This window comes from Caldisalinibacter kiritimatiensis, from assembly GCF_000387765.1.
GTDB classification, from domain to species: Bacteria; Bacillota; Clostridia; order Tissierellales; family Caldisalinibacteraceae; genus Caldisalinibacter; species Caldisalinibacter kiritimatiensis.
In genome coordinates, this window is sequence record NZ_ARZA01000110.1 from 1 (window position 1) to 17667 (window position 17667).

Below are 17667 nucleotides of genomic sequence, written 5' to 3' on the forward strand. Positions count from 1 at the left end.
ATCACTTCCAAATACCGTCATCTTCTGGGCAATACTAAAGAATAAATCCATATCAAATTTTTCGTAAAACTCAAATAACCCCCACCTTGAAAAAGATGAGGGCTATGAGAGCATATATTCATTTTTCACAAAACTTCTATCTTTATTAAAATTTCAACGTTTCGTAGCTGTGTTTTCTTTTAATCAATACTACTGACTCCACATGTGTTTTGATAGAATGATGATAGTTTTTGGCAGAAACATATTGTTTATACTAGGGGGGTTGTTTTTCTTACCCCCGGTGTCTTTACTCATATCTTGAACCATGCTTTTGCCATTTTAAAAAGGTTTGTTTTCAAGTAAAAAAGTACCAATTGGATCTGTGTTATCTTTAAAAAATATCTACTTTTTAATCATCTAATAAAGTTACCGCTGCTTCGTACTCATCTTGACTTTTCTGATATTTTTTCTCTTTATAAGGAAATCTTTTGTCAAACTCGTTAACTTCTTCGTCAGTAACGTCAAACACATCTGAAAATTGGGCATATCCAGAAATATGATCTAATGCGCCTTCATAAAGCGGTAACACCAATAATCCTTTATAGAACTTTCCATCAGCCATTGAAATATTATATTTCTTACCTCCTAGAAATCCGTATGGCTCATAATGATATGGGTATCCCAATGTCAATATCGCAAGGTATCCCATTTTTTTAGCCACTTCAATAGAATGAGTAATGAGCTCTTTTCCAAGACCTTTTCTATGGACCTCAGGAGAAATAAAAACAGGTCCAAAACTAATAGCTTTATACTCTTTATTCTCCTCTGATACTATTTTCGAGTGTGTATAAAATATGCCTCCAGCAATTTGATCATCGACTTCAATAACAAAGGCAAGGTCTCTTATAAAATCCTCATGTTCTCTCATTTTATGAATGACAAAATGCTCATGACAACCTGGAAAATACAAGTTCCAAAATGCCTCTCTAGCAACTTCTTCAACTCTTCTGTAATCTTTTGGTTTTTCATTTCTAATATTTATATTCATATCTTCCTCCAATTAATAGTTAGTGATTTTTACGTTAGAGAATGTTTGTATCTAATTATAAACTTCAATTAGTTGATAATCCGTTGGTACTTTTTTATTATACTATACATATTATATTAGTAAATTCATTTTAAAAAGGGTGATTTATTTGAATACTATGTATAGCCTAGGTAAGCCAGATGAATTCTCTCATAGCTGTGCACCTATCAATATTTATGCTGCATTTATGGGCCCTAACCCAAGAACCTCCTTTACTCCTTATACCTACTCCCCAAATATACATCCATCTAGTTTTATTGGACCATTTTCTACTATAATAGGGGCAGTTAGAATAAGTTCAAATGTATTTGTTGGTCCAAATACTTCTATTAGAGCTGATGAAGGCTATCCATTCTACATTGGAAAAAATACTAATATACAGGATGGTGTAATCTTACATGGTCTTAAGGACAAAAGAATAAGGATAAAAAACAGCTTATATTCAATATATATTGGAGATAATGTTACATGTGCCCATGGCTGTATTATACATGGACCTTGCTTTATAGGTGATAACTCTTTTATTGGCTTTAATGCTATAGTGTTAAATGCAGTCCTTGAGGAAGGTATATATGTATCTCCAGATTCTATTATTACCAATGGGGTAACAATACCTTCCAATAGCTTTGTGCCACCGGGTGCATCCATAGATACCCAAGAAAAGGCTAATGCATTAAATGAGGTTCCTACTGACAAAGAAGAGTTTGCTAAAGAGGTTATTCGGGTCAACACTGAGTTTCCTAAGAGCTACTCTCTTCTGTTTGGCCGCCATCGCTGTTCCTGTGGGTTATCATGTGATGATCCTCTATGGTAAAATTATAGATAATAACTGATGTACGCTATTGATTGAATGGAGAAAAGGACAGGTTCTTTATCCCAGTGCATTATATAATTCTTTGGAAAAGTTAATCTGTCTCCTTATCCTTAATTTAAGATTACTTATAGGTCCTGCTTGAGAAAAATCACTTGACCCTGTGACAATTGTTCCGTACTGCTCAGTATGTAATTATGGAATCAGGGCAAAACATGTATTATCCGCTAAGTAAATCCATTGGTCTTCTAGTAATTATGTCAAGTTATATATAACGCATAAAAGTAAGACCTCCATAAAAAACTTCCCCAAACATTCGTCTGAGGAAGTACATATTTTAATGTTAAATTAACCTAAAAACTTTTAAAGGCTTGATATCAATCTAAATCAGGCATAATATAAACAATTTCTTGGATTCTAATAAAGAAAGTTTCATCACCATGTGCTTGCACCACTACATGATCAGGTTTTACGTCATTAATTCTTCCATAGATGGAGCAATCCGATGTTTTTATTACGGCATTTGAACCAACTATACTCATTAAGGTCTGAACAACATATGGATCTACACATGAAACTTGATAAGGCATTGGCATTCTTCCTGGCAATGCAGCATTAGGCCTACTTTGATAACCATAATAAGTGTTATTCATTTCTTTGCACCTCCTTTTATCTACTATATCTTATTTATACTTGTCATAAAATGTTCTGCTTACCAAAGAAAATATTTTTTACCCTACCCGTCAATTACTGTAACAATCTATTCCAACCAATATCTTCTGATAATACTCTAATTTCAGTATTTTAGTAACATCTTATGAACTTATGAATATTTTAATAATGTAGATATGATATTTTAAGGGAGGTTACTTTATGTTCAATAATGGCTACACTGGAAACCGTTATTATAGTCTTTGGAGAAGTTACCGAATTAATAGAGATACAGCGATTCAAATTGCCTTACAACAGGTTCCAGGTCAAGTTATAAATGTTGAACTATACTATGATTATGGTACATTAATTTATGAAATTAACATACGTACCACATCAGGAGTATATGAAGTTTATATTGATGCTTTTACAGGACAGATATACGAAATTGAAAGAGCTTTTAATTTTGATTAAATATCTAAGATAAGGATGCAATGTATTCTACTTTATGGTGAACATTTTTCTGTAAATACAGCATAATGGTACCCTATTAATAAGGTACCATTAATTTTTTATATATCAACAACTTTTCTAAACATAGGTTAAAATTAAACCCTTTATCTGCAATTATTCAAATATACAATATTTGTATATTCCTAGTAAAAGTGAGACCCCCATAAAAAAACTTCCCCAAACAGCTGTCTGAAGAAGCACATATTTTACTATTAAATTCACTTGGAATTGTTAAAAAGACTTGACATCAACCTATTTCTTCTCTATCAACACGACCGTCTCAACGTGTGTAGTATGAGGGAACATGTCTACTGGTTGTATCTCTTGAGTTTTATATCCATTTTCATCTAAATATTTCAAATCTCTAGCCAATGTTGATGGGTTGCAAGATACATACACTACCTTCTTAGGCTGCATTTGTACTATAGTATCTAGTACAGATTCATCACAACCCTTTCTAGGTGGGTCTAGTACTACTACATCTGCTTTTATACCTTGTTTGTAAAGTTTAGGAAAAACTTCCTCTGCTGTTCCATCATAAAACTCTACATTATGTATTCCATTTGTTTCTGCATTTTCTCTTGCATCTATTATTGCTTGTTTTACTACTTCTATACCATAGACATATTTAGCTTTTCTAGCTAAAAATAAGGATATAGTTCCAATACCACAATAAATATCAAATACTACTTCATCCCCTTTTAAGTCAGCATATTCTAATGCCTTATTATATAGTATTTCTGTTTGAACAGGGTTTACCTGAAAGAATGACTGTGGTGAAATATTAAACTTTAAGTCATCTATATAGTCAACTATTTTATCCTCTCCATATATAGTTCTATTTTTAGGTCCTAAAATTACATTTGTTCTTCTAGAGTTTATATTTTGGACTATACTCTTCAGATTTTCTAAGTTATCCTTTAAAAGCTTTACTAAGGCCTTTTTATGTGGTAAATCCTTACCATTGGTTACTATTATCACCATCAAATCTCCAGTTTTAAATGCTACTCTAGTCATTACGTGTCTTATTATCCCTTTACCTGTTGTTTCATCATAGGGCTTAATATTGTACTTTTCCATGTATTCTCTTAATAACTCTATTACCTTATCTGCTGCTTCATGCTGTATTATACATCTATTTGTGTCTATTATTTCATGGGTCCCCCTCTTATATGGTCCTATTACTACCTTTCCCTTCTGTTCGCCTACTGGAAATGCTCCTTTGTTTCTGTATCTAAATGGCTCCTTCATACCTATAGTATCATGAATCAATACGTCTTCAAGCTTACCTATTCGTTTTATATCGTTTGCTACCTTATTCTTCTTCATTTCTAATTGAACATCATATTTAATATTCTGTATTTGACATCCTCCACATTCATTAGCTACTGTACTAACAGGTTCCACCCTATTCTCAGATGGTTTAACTATCTCTATTAACTCACCTACACCATAATTTTTTTTGACCTGTACAATTTTAACTTTAACAATATCTCCAGGAATACCATTATTCACAAATATTGCAAAATTATCTAACTTAGCAACTCCTTGACCTCTATGATTCAAATCTATAATCTCTACTTCATAAATTTTATTTTTTTCTACTGGTCTACTCATATACTTGCTCCTTTCTTGTATACTACTTATTTAATTTTGCCTTAATACATAAAATTTTGCAAATCCCCTTGTTAGTACTATTTATTTTTTCCGATATTTACGATAAAATAAAAATAGATATAAAGACAAGCTATACTGGGGGGATGGTATGTTTAAAGCTTTAAGTAATTTATTTATAATATTTTTAATCTGTTTAATTGCTACAGGAATTACAATTAATCTAAGTCCAATATTATTTAATACAAATTCTGCTATAGCTAATGAAAATGACAATACAGTTACATTAACCTGTAGTGCAAAAAAAGACATTTTAAAAAATCCAACAGAAGTAACTATTAAACACAAAACTAATGGTATAAACCAACTACACTTTTATGACGATAATTTATTAAAAGTCACTGTTTATAGAAACGACAAAATTTATAAAACCAAATCTTTCATAAATCTACCAACCGATACAACACCATATATCTTAGAACTTACTAAAGACACACCTTATAGTAAAAGTATCGATATTTCCCAAAAAAATATGCAACTTCCTAATGGCAAATATAAACTAGTTATATCTTCAAATGCGGTAGAATTAAAGTATTCAATACCTCCTATTGTTTTAAATGTGCAATATCAAGGCAATGAACCCTACATACCTGCCACAAATAATAATCCAGATAATAAAATAGCATTAACATTATATTTTCCTGTAAAGGAAAGTTTCAATACAGATAAACTAGTAGGAGTTACTCGCTTTGTAGAAAAACAAAAAAATCTACATAAAGTTATCATACAAGAACTTCAAAAAGGTCCAAGTAGAAATTTAGGATTAAGCTTAACACCACCCATTGGAAAGGTTAATTATGTTGTACATAAGGGTAGTATAGTATATATTGATTTACCTAAAAATGAGTCCTTATATACAAATAACTCTACAGGATATAAAGCTATGCAATCATTTATTAAATCTCTAACAAGCCTTGATAAAGTAAATAAAATAAGATTTACTGTAGATAATAAAGTGAAAGAAACTTTCTTTCATGGAGCAAATATAAAAAATTCTATAGACAATAATATGGAAAACAAAGCTTACTTAGCCTTTAACTCTTTTAAAAGATATTTTCTCGTAGACTGTGATGTTCACACTATTACAAAAAATGACTCTACAGAAGACAAGGTAACTAAACTCCTTGATACATTGAAGAATGGTGAATTTACTGGTTTATCAAATACTATTCTAAAAGATGTAGAAGTTATAAATTTTGGGGTAAACAATAATACCTTAACATTAAACTTTAATAAAAACTTTATAAACAGCTTTGATAATAATACTAATCTCCAAAGAATGATGTTAGACTCTATACTTTTTTCATTTACGAGCATTGAAGATATAAACAATATTAAAATATTAGTTGATGGTAAATCTATTGATAACTTTGCAGGTATTGATATATCAAAACCTTTAAAAAGACCTCTATATATTAATCCAGAGTCATAATTCCAAAAAAAGGGGCACACTAACAGTGTGTCCTTTAGTGTGCCTTTTAATAGAATCAGCAGCCCTTCTTTTATGCAATTACATATTATAATTATTGACATTTTATTCTATGTTATACAAAATAATATAATTAGTTGACTTTTACCATTTTTTGAAATAAAAATTAACATTTCCAGTTTCAATCATTTGTCTTAATTTCCTTTTTATCAATTTCTTATATATTTCTCTAGTCCCTGGTAATACTAAACTGAATCCAAGTATATCAGTAATCAAACCTGGTGTAAGTAATAATGCTCCTCCTATTAATACACATAAACCATTAAGTAATTGATTCCCAGGTACTCTTCCTTCATTCAACTCTAATTTTATTCTAGTTAAAATAGCCTTCCCTTCACTTTTAGCTAAATACGCACCTGCAATTCCTGTAACTAGAACTAATCCAATAGTTGTAAATACACTTGTAACTTGAGATAATTCAATAAGAATATATAGTTCTACTATTGGAGTAATTGTAAAAAGTAAAATTAATTTAAAAAGCATGATAGCCTCCTTATAAACATAATAACATACACATTCTATATTTCTTCTACACTTTCCTTTAATTCATTCCACAATTCTTTAAATTTATTCCTAAAATTAACTGGTCTTAACTCCTTATCTACAAAAGCGTGTTTAGTATAACCTTCTGCTAATAAAATATTATCCTTTTTTCTATATATCTCATAATTAAATTCTAATCTTACTCCTTTAACTTTTATCAGCTTTGTCTTAATTATGATTTCATCATCATATTTAGCTGAAATTTTATATTTACATCCCACATCTATAACTGGAAGTAATACACCTTGTTCTTCTAATTCTCTATAATCTAATCCAAAAGTTCTAAAAAACTCTGTTCTTCCTATTTCAAACCATGTAAAATAGTTTGCATGATACACTATTCCCATTTGGTCTGTTTCAGCATATCTTGCACGAATAGTTGTTTCATTTATCATTTTATTTCCCCCTATTACTGTGCTTATTGCTTTATTATATTATAACATAACTTTGTAGATAAACAACGTAATCAATTACAAAAGGCAGTGAATAATCACTGCCTTTTGTAATATAAGCTCATTTTATAATACCTTAGCTTTTCCTTTATATACAAATCCTCTAATACTATCTACTGTTACAACTGTACCTTCTTCTAATTTAGTCGTAGCATTTTCTGCTCCTACTATTACTGGTTTACCTAAGTTTAACGCTACTATAGCTGCATGTGAAGTTAAACCACCCTTTTCTGTAATTACAGCAGAAGCTCTTTCCATATATTCTACCATATCTTTGTCTGTATTAACTGCTACTAATACATCTCCATCTTCAAATTTATCTTTAAGCTCATCTGCGCTATTTCCAATTACAACTTTTCCTGTTGCAGACTTGCTTCCTATTCCCATTCCTTTAATTAATACTTCACCGACAATGTGTACTTTTATTAAGTTTGTACTTCCTGCAACCCCTACAGGAACTCCAGCTGTTATAACAATTAAATCTCCATTATTAATTAATTCTTTTTCTAAAGCTCTCTTAACAGATACGTCAATCACGTCATCTGTTGAACCAGTTTGCTCTGATAATACAGGGAATACACCCCATACTAATGCTAATTTTCTCATTACTCTCTTACTTGGAGTTGCTGCAATTATTGGAGCTTCAGGTCTAAATTTAGATACTGATTTAGCTGTATATCCTGATGATGTAGCTGTAACTATAGCTGTTGCTTCTAAATCTTGTGCTGTTGCACAAGTAGCATGACTTATAGCGTTAGTTACTGTAATATCTTTTCCAACTGACTTGCTCTTAAGTATTTCTTTGTAATTTAATGAATCTTCGATTTTCTTTGCTATATTAGCCATTGTTTTTACTGCTTCAACTGGATAACTACCTGCAGCAGTTTCTCCTGATAGCATTATAGCATCTGTTCCATCTAAAATTGCATTAGCTACGTCAGTAACCTCCGCTCTTGTTGGTCTAGGATTTCTTATCATAGAATCAAGCATTTGAGTAGCAGTAATAACTGGTTTTCCAGCTTCATTACACTTTCTAATTATCATTTTTTGCATTAAAGGTACTTCTTCAGCTGGTATTTCTACCCCTAAGTCTCCTCTTGCAACCATTATACCATCAGATACTTCTAAGATTTCATCTATGTTGTCAACACCTTCTTGATTTTCTATCTTAGAAATAATTTGAATGTGCTCAGCATTATTCTCTTCTAAGATTCTTCTGATAGCTAAAACATCTGCTGCCTTTCTTATGAAAGACGCTGCTATAAAATCAATATCATTTTGAATACCGAACTCTATATCCGCTCTATCTTTTTCTGTTATTGCTGGTAAGTTTATTTTTACATTAGGTACATTAACACCTTTTTTATTCTTAACAGTACCAGGATTTTTAACTACACATTTTATATCCGTTCCATCAATAATTTCTTGTACTTCTAATGCAATTAATCCATCGTCAATTAATATAGTATCGCCTTTTTCAACATCGTCTGCTAGTCCTCTATAAGTAACACTACATATTTCTTCGTTACCTGATACTTCTCTAGTTGTTAATGTAAATTCTTGCCCTTCCTTTAATTCTATAGCTCCGTTTTCAAAGTTGCCTGTTCTAATTTCAGGGCCTTTCGTATCTAGCATTATAGCAACTGGTAAATCTAACTCTTCTCTTAATCTCTTAACTAAATCAATTCTTCCCTTATGCTCTTCATGGTCTCCATGAGAAAAATTCATTCTTGTTACATTTAAACCATTTAGCATAAGCTGTCTTAATACTTCTTCTTTCTCTGATGCAGGTCCTAAAGTACAAACTATTTTTGTTCTTTTCATAATATCAATTCACCCCTAAATTGAAAGTATTTTTGTTAACTCATAAGCTTTTTTATCAAACTCTTTCTTAACATCTAATGCTTCGTCAATGTCCATATCAAATAATTCGTTCTTTTTAGCACCTATTACTCTACCGGATTTCCCTTCTAATAATAACTCTACAGCTCTTGCTCCCATTCTACTTGCTAATAATCTATCAAATGCAGATGGGCTTCCACCTCTTTGAATATGACCTAAAACAGTGCATCTAGTTTCTATACCTGTTTTTTCTTGTATTGTTTTACCTAGTTCGTATGCATTTCCTACACCTTCAGCTAACATAATAATACTATGTAATTTACCTCTATTTTTCCCTTGAATAAGTCTTTTACATACTTCGTCTACATCAAAATCTTCTTCTGGTACTATTACACTTTCTGCTCCTCCAGCAAGTCCTGCATATAATGCTATATCTCCGCAATCTCTTCCCATAACTTCAATAATATTTGCTCTTCCGTGAGAAGTTGAAGTATCTCTTATTTTACTTATAGCATCTAAAACTGTGTTAACCGCAGTATCAAATCCTATAGTATAATCTGTATATCCTAAGTCATTGTCAATAGTGCCTGGAATTCCTATAGTTGGTATTCCAGCCTCACTTAATTTCTTAGCTCCCATAAATGAGCCATCTCCACCAATAACAACTAAACCTTCAATTCCAAACACCTTTAATACAGTTAATGCTTTGTTTCTTCCTTCTTCAGTTTTAAATTCTTCACATCTAGCAGATCTTAGAACAGTTCCTCCTCTATGAATAATATCTGCTACTGAAGAAAGTTCCATTTCTTCAATATCTCCGTTAATAAGTCCATTATATCCTTGCTTTATACCCATGATTTTTATTTCGTTATAAATACCTGTTCTTACAACAGCTCTAATAGCTGCATTCATACCTGGAGCGTCTCCTCCACTAGTTAAAACCCCTATTGTCTTCATATCTTTTACCTCCTTACTTTTTATCCATAAGGGACATCAAACGTCCCACTATGTTTAAAAAATATTTTCTTTGTCCAATAAACTAAAAAATAAACTTTAATAATCATAAATAACATTTCTAGCTTCTTCAGCTTCAAATTGTGGGACCAGTATCTCATACATAGTATTTTTACCTTGCTTAGAAAAAGGCTTTTTCTTAACTAAGAAGCCTTCTTGTTGTAGTTTTTTTTCTATTTCATTGGCTGTAGCCAAACTATCCGCCATATAAATTGTAGCCCACATTTTATTCCCTCCGCTGTTAATTGTTTTCTGTCAATAGGCTTACCAGAATTATTTTAAGAATACATTATATTATACTAAAAAAATTATTTTTTTTAAACCTCATTTTTAATCTATATTATTAAAACTTATTTATCTCCTAAGTTATTATAACACATAATAAATTATAAATTGCAATAGTTTTTTGAAGGTTTAACATTAATTTTTTATTATGTTTTAAATATAAGCATGACTTATTATAAATTATGTTGAGGGATTAATAATCCCTCAACTATTTAACATACTTTTACGCATTCGTCACCTAACAATCTTTTAAGCTCTTCTATTCCATCTGTATTATTAATATCTACCCAATAATCTCTATTAGCCATCACCGTCTTACTTTGTCTTTCAATATATACATACACAGGTACATTTCCTGTATAATTTTTCAATATTCTCTTAATATCATCTAACTTCTTTAATGTCTCATCTTGAGAAATCTTCAAATATAACCTTTTCTTTTGAATTTTAACTAATGGTGTAACTTTTTCTGCTATTATTTTAGGGTCATCCTCTTCGTTAATACTCAATTTACCTTCAACCACCACAATACTATCTTCATAGATATATTTAGAATATTTTTCATAGGTCCTCGGAAAGATTATTAACTCAATATTTCCATATAAATCTTCTAATGTAGCAAATGCCATTATATTATTATTTTTTGTAGTCTTATTTTGTTTTCTTGCTATTAAGCCACCTATTACTATATAACTACCATCACCTTTAAAATTGCCATTAGCTAATTGTTTGTCTCCACTTCTTAGTTTCTCAACTAGTTCACTTATTTCTCCTGTATTCATGTTAGATATATTCGTTATTTCTTTTTCATATGATGATAATGGATGACCACTAATATATATACCTAACATTTCTTTTTCCATAGAAAGCAATGTCTTCTCGGGAAATTCTTTTACATCAGGTAATTTATCTTCTTTTACATTTACATTATCTGTAGTTTTCATTGTATCAAATAATGAAAACTGCCCTTTTATATTCCTCTTTCTATCTTGATGTACTCCATCAATTATTTTTTCATATACAGCTAACAATTGAGCTCTATTAGCTCCTAATGAATCAAACGCACCACATTTTATTAAACTTTCAACTGTACGCTTATTTACACAATTTAAATCTACTCTTTGACAAAAATCCATAAAGCTAATAAATTTTCCACCATTTTTTCTCGCTTCAACTATTGACCTAATTGCTGATGTACCTACATTTTTTACTGCTGCTAATCCAAATCTAATACAGTCGTTATTAACTGTAAATTTTTCGTAACTTTCATTTACATCAGGCGGAAGAATCTCAATGTCTAATCTCTTACATTCCTGGATATACATAGAGACCGAAGAAGTGCTTCCCATTACACTAGTTATAAGAGCAGCTATAAACTCTACAGGGTAATAGTATTTAAGCCATGCAGTTTGATAAGCTAAAACTGCATACGCAGCAGAATGGGATTTGTTAAACGCGTACTTAGCGAAATCTATCATATCATCATATATTTTATTAGCTGTATCTTCATCTACTCCATTTCTAATAGCTCCAGGAATTTCAATATCTCCATCCTCATCCTTTTTACCATATATGAAATGTTTTCTTTCCTGCTCCATTACATCCATTTTTTTCTTACCCATAGCCCTTCTTACTAAATCTGACCTTCCCATAGAAAAACCGCCTATTTCCCTAACTATCTGCATAACCTGCTCCTGATAAACCATACAACCATAGGTAACGTTTAAAATTGGCTCTAATTTTTCATGTATATATTCAATCTTATCTGGAGCGTTTTTATTTTTTATATATCTAGGAATCTGACTCATTGGTCCTGGTCTAAATAAAGAGTTAGCAGCTATAATATTCTCAAAATTTGTTGGCTTAAGTTCCTTTAAGAAATGTCTCATTCCTGCACTCTCAAATTGAAATACTCCTAAAGTTTCTCCCCTACTAAACATTTCATAAACTCTAGGGTCGTCATATTTGCTATTTGAAAAGTCTACTTTTACTCCATGATTTTGTTCAATCAAATCTATAGCATCCCTTATAACAGTAAGAGTTCTTAAACCTAAGAAATCCATTTTTAATAAACCTAGTTCTTCTAGCTCGGTCATTGTATACTGGGTAGTAATTGAATCCTTGTTCCTTGATAAAGGTACATATTCAGTTATAGGCATTTTAGAAATTACGACACCTGCAGCATGAATTGATGTATGTCTTGGTAGACCCTCTACTTTTCTTGCTAAATCAATTAATTCTTTAGCCCTTTCGTCTGTTTCATAAAGTTCTCTCAATTCCTTATTCATTTCCAATGCTTTATCAATTGTAATACCTAATTCCATTGGAACTAATTTAGCAATAGAATCAACTTCACCATAACTCATATTTAATACTCTACCAACGTCTCTTATAGCTCCTCTAGCTGCCATTGTACCAAAAGTTACTATTTGGGCTACCTTGTCTTTGCCATATTTTTCAACAACATAATCTATTACTTCTTCTCTTCTTTCATAGCAGAAATCAATATCTATATCTGGCATAGTAACCCTTTCAGGATTTAAAAACCTTTCAAAAATAAGTCCATATTTCAATGGGTCTATATCAATTATTCCTAAGGTATAAGCAACCAAACTTCCTGCAGCTGAACCCCTACCTGGACCTACCATTATTTTATTTTCTTTAGCATATCTAATAAAATCCCATACAATCAAGAAATAATCCACATATCCCATACTTTCAATTACATTCAATTCGTGCTCTAGTCTATCTTTAATCTTATCGGTTATATTATCATATCTTTTTTCTAATCCTTCATAACATAATTTTCGAAGATATTCAGAATTAGTATAACCCTCAGGTATATCAAATTTGGGTAAATGTAAAGTATCAAAGTCAAGTTCTACATTACATCTCTTTGCTATTTTAACCGTATTTTCTATAGCTTCAGGTACATTTGGAATTAATTCCTTCATTTCCTTCGGTGATTTAAGATAAAACTCTGATGTAGGAAACTTCATTCTATTTTCATCATCTACTGTTTTTCCTGTCTGGATGCATAACAAAGCATCATGTACTTTAGCATCTTCTCTTTTAATGTAGTGTAGATCATTTGTAATAACTAGAGGAATATCTGTTTGTTTACTTAGCTTTATAAGATGTTGATTTACTACTTTTTGTTCTCTCATGCCATGGTCTTGTAATTCTAAATAAAAATTACCTCTGCCAAATATATCGTCATATCTTAAAGCTACTTCTCTAGCTTTTTCATAATTATTATTTAATAGATAATGCTGTACTTCTCCGGCTAAACATGCACTCAATGCAATTATACCTTCACTATATTTTCTAAGCACACTAGAATCGACTCTAGGTTTATAGTAAAATCCATTAACGAAACCTTCTGATACAATTTTTATTAAATTAGATAATCCTTTATTATTTTCAGCTAAAAGCACAAGATGGTATTGGTTTTTATCTCTATTAGGGTCTTTTTCAGTGTATTTTCCTTTAGATATATAAACTTCACATCCTAAAATGGGCTTAATTCCACGCTTTACTGCTTCTTTGTAAAACTGAACTACTCCATACATTACACCATGGTCAGTAATCGCTACACTATCCATACCTAATTCTTTTACGGTATCTAGTAACTCATTTATTCTTGCAGCTCCATCTAACAAACTATATTCAGTATGAACATGTAGATGCACAAAAGATGACTTTATATTATTTACATCTTTTGTTTCCATATATTATTCACATCCTTAATTTGCTAAAATATAATAATTTCATTTAAAGATTATATCCAAAATTATTATAAAAGATAGTGCATTAGCACTATCTTTATTATATCAAAACCAAGTTTATATATCATCAATCGTATTCACTATAACTACTGAGGTATTTTTTAACAAATCTATTTTATACGGGATTGTTATTTTTTTGCCATTGTTACTAGCTACTACTTCTACTACTGGTCTTGTAGGGAATTCTTTCCTATTATCTACAATATATCCTATTTGGTTCGTGCTTAATTCTACTGCTGCACCCAAAGGGAAAATAGCTATATTAGATAAAAATTTCTTCACTATATTATAGTCAAACTGATGATCCGACATTGATATCATATATTCAACTGCTTCATGTACCTTTATTCTTCTTTTGTAAACCCTGTCAGTAGTTAATGCATCATACACATCTGCTACTGATACTATCTTTGAAAATGGATGTATATCTTCGTTCTTCAAACCATATGGATAGCCTTTTCCATCAACTCTTTCATGATGTGACAGTACAATTTTTCTAGAAAGCTCACTTATTCCTTCTACTTTGCTTAATAACTTATAACCATAAATAGTATGGTTCTTTATTTCTTCATATTCATCTTGTGTTAATTTAGAAGGCTTATTTAATATTTTACTAGGTACTTTTACTTTTCCTATATCGTGAAGCATAGCACCTATACCCAAATCTAATAATTCATTTTTTGTATATCCCATACTGATTCCCGTAATAAGAGATAATACACATACATTAACTGAGTGTCCAAATGTATAATCATCTATAGACCTTATTTCAGATAAATTTATTAATATTTCATCATTTTCCATTAATTGTTCAATAATCTCACTGACTTTAGACTTCACTTCGTCAATAGGTATATCTTCTGAAAATCTTAAATCATCCATTATATTCTTAACTAATATTAAACTTTCTCTTCTAGTTTCTTCTTTAATAACATCTTTCACTTCTAACTTAATATGTATATCCTTAACATAAACTTTGCTAATACCTAGTTTTTTTAGTTTTTCTATGTAACTTTTTTTAAGTTTTATTCCTTCATTAATTATTGTTGTTCCATTTGCTGTATAAACAGTTTTAGCTATAGTCATTCCTTCCTTTAGCTCTTCAGTAGAAACTAATCTCATATGCACACAACCTTTTTTGTCGAATTTTCTCTACCTCTACATTATTTCTACCTACACTTTCTTTTTCCTCTTTTATTTGACACAATATATCTAAATAACTATCAATTAAAGAGCGAAATAGTAATATAGTCCTATAACAAAATGTAGTTAAATCTATATTTCAAGTGTTAGATGCTTGGTATTAGATACTGGTCTAAAAGTTTAAAATATTAGATATTAACTAGTTGCTAGTGTAGCACTTTTTCCTTTAAGTTATTTTCACACTTTGAATAATAATAAAGAAGGAATTGAATATAATTTATAGAAATGTTATTTATCGAGGGTTATCTCTAAGTTTAAATTAAAGATTTTACACTCTATCACTTATTTAGTACTTTTATACGAGGAGGGTTATAATGAATAGTAATTGGGTATGCCCTAAGTGTGGTAATACAGGATATGAAACAGACCAGTTTCAGGCCACAGGCGGCACTCTTTCAAAGTTGTTCGATGTACAAAATAAAAGATTTTCAACTGTTACATGTACTAGATGTAAATATACTGAAATATATAAAGCAAGTTCAAACGAACTAGGTAATATCTTTGACTTATTTTTTGGAGGATAAATAAAAAAGGGTAGAGTAAGAAATTACTCTCCCTCAACATCTTTATTTAATAACTTCACTAATGCTTCTATAGCTTCTTTTTCATCTTCTCCTTTAGCTATGATAGTTATCTCTTCACCTTGCGAAACACCTAAAGCCATTATTCCCATAATACTCTTAGCATTAACTTTTTTCTCACCTTTTTCAACTATTATATCACTCAAGAACTTACCCGCTGTTTGAACAAATAAAGCAGCCGGTCTAGCATGCAGACCTATTTTATTTTTAATTATTACTTTTCTTGACTCCACTATAAATCACCCCTTTCTTTTTTCAGTCTTTCAGCTATTTTCTCTAGTTTTCTTAACCTGTGATTTACACCAGATTTTCCTACAGGAGTGCTAAGCATCTGTCCAAGTTCTTTCAAGCTTGCCTCTCTATTCATTAATCTTAACTCTGCAATTTCTCTTATATTAGGAGGCAACTTTTCTATACCCATAACTTTGTCTATATATTTAATGTTATTAATTTGCCTTACTGCTGCATTAATAGTTTTACTTAAATTAGCAGTCTCACAATTTACAATTCTGTTTATGTTGTTTCTCATCTCTTTTACTACTCTTATATTCTCTAACTTTAAAAGAGATGAATGAGCTCCCATTATGTTAAGTAAATCGACTATTTGTTCTCCTTCTTTTATATATACAATATAATTGTCTTTTCTAGATATAGTTTTAGAATTTAATCCAAAGGAATTAATTAACTTAGATAAATCTTCGCTATGTTCTTGATTATGATTGACAAATTCTAAGTGATATGTTTTTTCCGGGTCACTAATCGACCCACCTCCTAAAAAAGCCCCTCTTATATACGCTCTTTTGCAACATTTCTTTTGAAATATTGATTCTGGAATTCTATAGTTAATACTATACAGTTGGTTTTGATTTTTTTGTAAAACCTTTACATCTTCCATAAGCTTCCTAGCCTTTGATGTATCACTTACTACCATTAAGTAACTATTATTTTTCTTAAGCTTACTATTTCTTCTCACTCTAACTTCTGTGCTAAAATCATAATGCTCTTTTAACAAGCTGAAAATCCTTCTAGCTATGGCTGGATTTTCAGTAGAAAATTTAATTTTTATTTTATTTATACCATTAATTTGTAAAGTTCCATTCATTCTTACTATAGCAGCTAACTCAGCCATTAAACAACATGTATTCTCTATAGTCAATCTCGAAAGCTCATTTTTAGTTTTTGATGAAAAAGACATAAGTACCTACCCCTACATATTTTTATATTAACTAATTTATTAATAGTTTATGTTCAAAACTATTAAATATATCTACTGACTTTATGTTGAATTCCAATCAATCAGATTTCTTTAATTGCTTTAGCTATTACTTTTCTTTCATCTTCATACTTCGCAAGGTCTAATACTCTATCTTTATGAATAAATCTAGCATCAATAAATCCTTCATTCTTTTGAGGAGTGCAATCCATACTTCTTGTTATCATAAAATACCAATGTACTGTTTTATTAATTACTTCATCATTTTTTCTTGAATTTTTAAATGTGTAGTTTATTTTTCCCAAATACTTTTTAATTTGAGCCTTTACTCCACCTTCTTCAAAAACTTCTCTTAAAGCTGTTTCCTCTAGTTTTTCGTTATCTTTAATTTTACCTTTAGGTAATACCCAATCCCCATTATATTTTTTTAAAAGTAAGATAGCGTTTCCAAAAACAACTACTCCACCCGCACTTACTTCTTCTCTCACATTAGCCACTCCTTATTTGTATGCCTTTGTGTCAGATAATACGTCTACATTTTC

At 30.5% G+C, this 17667-nt stretch carries 17 protein-coding genes; 4 read left to right on the forward strand and 13 right to left on the reverse strand.

Annotated elements, in window-relative coordinates; all coding sequences use genetic code 11:
* Positions 1 to 388: 388 nt before the first annotated feature.
* Positions 389 to 1027 carry a GNAT family N-acetyltransferase gene (locus L21TH_RS05395; protein ID WP_006311180.1) on the reverse strand — a complete coding sequence of 213 codons (639 nt, stop codon included), beginning with the start codon at positions 1025 to 1027 and terminating at the stop codon, positions 389 to 391.
* A gap of 157 nt (positions 1028 to 1184) precedes the next feature.
* Here L21TH_RS05395 and L21TH_RS05400 point away from each other — a divergent pair, with 157 nt between their 5' ends.
* On the forward strand, positions 1185 to 1880 hold the full coding sequence (locus tag L21TH_RS05400) for an LbetaH domain-containing protein (RefSeq protein ID WP_052002655.1): 696 nt from the start codon (positions 1185 to 1187) through the stop codon (positions 1878 to 1880).
* A gap of 374 nt (positions 1881 to 2254) precedes the next feature.
* Here the strand turns inward: L21TH_RS05400 and L21TH_RS05405 are convergent, their stop codons facing one another.
* A complete protein-coding gene (locus tag L21TH_RS05405; protein WP_006311182.1) occupies positions 2255 to 2530 on the reverse strand; it encodes a DUF2642 domain-containing protein in 276 nt (91 codons plus the stop codon).
* Positions 2531 to 2750: 220 nt separating this feature from the next.
* On the opposite strand from L21TH_RS05405, the gene L21TH_RS05410 reads away from it, so the two are divergent.
* Entirely contained in the window at positions 2751 to 3002 is a 252-nt protein-coding gene (locus tag L21TH_RS05410; protein ID WP_034429416.1) for a PepSY domain-containing protein, read from the forward strand.
* A gap of 291 nt (positions 3003 to 3293) precedes the next feature.
* On the opposite strand, the gene rlmD is transcribed toward L21TH_RS05410, so the two are convergent.
* On the reverse strand, positions 3294 to 4658 hold the full coding sequence (gene rlmD / locus L21TH_RS05415) for a 23S rRNA (uracil(1939)-C(5))-methyltransferase RlmD (RefSeq protein ID WP_006311183.1): 1365 nt from the start codon (positions 4656 to 4658) through the stop codon (positions 3294 to 3296).
* A gap of 148 nt (positions 4659 to 4806) precedes the next feature.
* Here rlmD and L21TH_RS05420 point away from each other — a divergent pair, with 148 nt between their 5' ends.
* Positions 4807 to 6147 carry a GerMN domain-containing protein gene (locus tag L21TH_RS05420; protein WP_006311184.1) on the forward strand — a complete coding sequence of 447 codons (1341 nt, stop codon included), beginning with the start codon at positions 4807 to 4809 and terminating at the stop codon, positions 6145 to 6147.
* Between the two features lie 141 nt (positions 6148 to 6288).
* On the opposite strand, the gene L21TH_RS05425 is transcribed toward L21TH_RS05420, so the two are convergent.
* From L21TH_RS05425 to L21TH_RS05455, 7 genes are all read right to left on the reverse strand, one after another.
* On the reverse strand, positions 6289 to 6687 hold the full coding sequence (locus L21TH_RS05425) for an FxsA family protein (RefSeq protein ID WP_006311185.1): 399 nt from the start codon (positions 6685 to 6687) through the stop codon (positions 6289 to 6291).
* A 35-nt stretch (positions 6688 to 6722) separates the two neighbouring features.
* Positions 6723 to 7142, reverse strand: a complete 420-nt coding sequence (locus L21TH_RS05430; RefSeq protein WP_006311192.1) for an acyl-CoA thioesterase — start codon at positions 7140 to 7142, stop codon at positions 6723 to 6725.
* Between the two features lie 123 nt (positions 7143 to 7265).
* Complete coding sequence (gene pyk / locus L21TH_RS05435) at positions 7266 to 9023, reverse strand: pyruvate kinase (protein ID WP_006311193.1); 1758 nt, start codon at positions 9021 to 9023, stop codon at positions 7266 to 7268.
* A 15-nt stretch (positions 9024 to 9038) separates the two neighbouring features.
* The gene (gene pfkA, locus L21TH_RS05440) at positions 9039 to 9998 is read right to left on the reverse strand and encodes a 6-phosphofructokinase (protein WP_006311194.1); all 960 of its coding nucleotides are present in this window, start codon (positions 9996 to 9998) and stop codon (positions 9039 to 9041) included.
* A 96-nt stretch (positions 9999 to 10094) separates the two neighbouring features.
* Positions 10095 to 10280 carry a hypothetical protein gene (locus L21TH_RS05445; RefSeq protein ID WP_006311195.1) on the reverse strand — a complete coding sequence of 62 codons (186 nt, stop codon included), beginning with the start codon at positions 10278 to 10280 and terminating at the stop codon, positions 10095 to 10097.
* 272 nt (positions 10281 to 10552) lie between these two features.
* A complete protein-coding gene (locus tag L21TH_RS05450) occupies positions 10553 to 14071 on the reverse strand; it encodes a DNA polymerase III subunit alpha (protein ID WP_006311196.1) in 3519 nt (1172 codons plus the stop codon).
* A 114-nt stretch (positions 14072 to 14185) separates the two neighbouring features.
* Complete coding sequence (locus tag L21TH_RS05455) at positions 14186 to 15250, reverse strand: HD-GYP domain-containing protein (RefSeq protein ID WP_006311200.1); 1065 nt, start codon at positions 15248 to 15250, stop codon at positions 14186 to 14188.
* A gap of 395 nt (positions 15251 to 15645) precedes the next feature.
* On the opposite strand from L21TH_RS05455, the gene L21TH_RS05460 reads away from it, so the two are divergent.
* Complete coding sequence (locus L21TH_RS05460) at positions 15646 to 15855, forward strand: zinc ribbon domain-containing protein (RefSeq protein ID WP_006311212.1); 210 nt, start codon at positions 15646 to 15648, stop codon at positions 15853 to 15855.
* 23 nt (positions 15856 to 15878) lie between these two features.
* Here L21TH_RS05460 and L21TH_RS05465 read toward each other — a convergent pair whose 3' ends face one another.
* The 3 genes from L21TH_RS05465 to L21TH_RS05475 all read right to left on the reverse strand — a co-directional run bounded on the left by L21TH_RS05465 (position 15879) and on the right by L21TH_RS05475 (position 17613).
* The gene (locus L21TH_RS05465) at positions 15879 to 16145 is read right to left on the reverse strand and encodes an HPr family phosphocarrier protein (protein WP_006311214.1); all 267 of its coding nucleotides are present in this window, start codon (positions 16143 to 16145) and stop codon (positions 15879 to 15881) included.
* Positions 16145 to 17107 carry a DNA-binding protein WhiA gene (gene whiA / locus L21TH_RS05470; protein WP_006311216.1) on the reverse strand — a complete coding sequence of 321 codons (963 nt, stop codon included), beginning with the start codon at positions 17105 to 17107 and terminating at the stop codon, positions 16145 to 16147. Before whiA ends, L21TH_RS05465 begins: the two co-directional genes overlap by 1 nt.
* 101 nt (positions 17108 to 17208) lie before the next feature.
* Complete coding sequence (locus tag L21TH_RS05475) at positions 17209 to 17613, reverse strand: NUDIX hydrolase (protein WP_006311218.1); 405 nt, start codon at positions 17611 to 17613, stop codon at positions 17209 to 17211.
* Positions 17614 to 17667: the final 54 nt, after the last annotated feature.

Excerpts from the sequence above, each read along its gene's own strand:
- L21TH_RS05460 (WP_006311212.1), top strand. The coding sequence starts at position 15,646 with ATGAATAGTAATTGGGTATGCCCTAAGTGTGGTAATACAGGATATGAA.
- L21TH_RS05420 (WP_006311184.1), top strand. The coding sequence starts at position 4,807 with ATGTTTAAAGCTTTAAGTAATTTATTTATAATATTTTTAATCTGTTTA.
- rlmD (WP_006311183.1), bottom strand. The coding sequence starts at position 4,658 with ATGAGTAGACCAGTAGAAAAAAATAAAATTTATGAAGTAGAGATTATA.
- L21TH_RS05450 (WP_006311196.1), bottom strand. The coding sequence starts at position 14,071 with ATGGAAACAAAAGATGTAAATAATATAAAGTCATCTTTTGTGCATCTA.
- pyk (WP_006311193.1), bottom strand. The coding sequence starts at position 9,023 with ATGAAAAGAACAAAAATAGTTTGTACTTTAGGACCTGCATCAGAGAAA.
- L21TH_RS05400 (WP_052002655.1), top strand. The coding sequence starts at position 1,185 with ATGTATAGCCTAGGTAAGCCAGATGAATTCTCTCATAGCTGTGCACCT.
- L21TH_RS05410 (WP_034429416.1), top strand. The coding sequence starts at position 2,751 with ATGTTCAATAATGGCTACACTGGAAACCGTTATTATAGTCTTTGGAGA.
- L21TH_RS05405 (WP_006311182.1), bottom strand. The coding sequence starts at position 2,530 with ATGAATAACACTTATTATGGTTATCAAAGTAGGCCTAATGCTGCATTG.
- L21TH_RS05430 (WP_006311192.1), bottom strand. The coding sequence starts at position 7,142 with ATGATAAATGAAACAACTATTCGTGCAAGATATGCTGAAACAGACCAA.
- L21TH_RS05455 (WP_006311200.1), bottom strand. The coding sequence starts at position 15,250 with ATGAGATTAGTTTCTACTGAAGAGCTAAAGGAAGGAATGACTATAGCT.
- whiA (WP_006311216.1), bottom strand. The coding sequence starts at position 17,107 with ATGTCTTTTTCATCAAAAACTAAAAATGAGCTTTCGAGATTGACTATA.
- L21TH_RS05395 (WP_006311180.1), bottom strand. The coding sequence starts at position 1,027 with ATGAATATAAATATTAGAAATGAAAAACCAAAAGATTACAGAAGAGTT.
- L21TH_RS05445 (WP_006311195.1), bottom strand. The coding sequence starts at position 10,280 with ATGTGGGCTACAATTTATATGGCGGATAGTTTGGCTACAGCCAATGAA.
- pfkA (WP_006311194.1), bottom strand. The coding sequence starts at position 9,998 with ATGAAGACAATAGGGGTTTTAACTAGTGGAGGAGACGCTCCAGGTATG.
- L21TH_RS05425 (WP_006311185.1), bottom strand. The coding sequence starts at position 6,687 with ATGCTTTTTAAATTAATTTTACTTTTTACAATTACTCCAATAGTAGAA.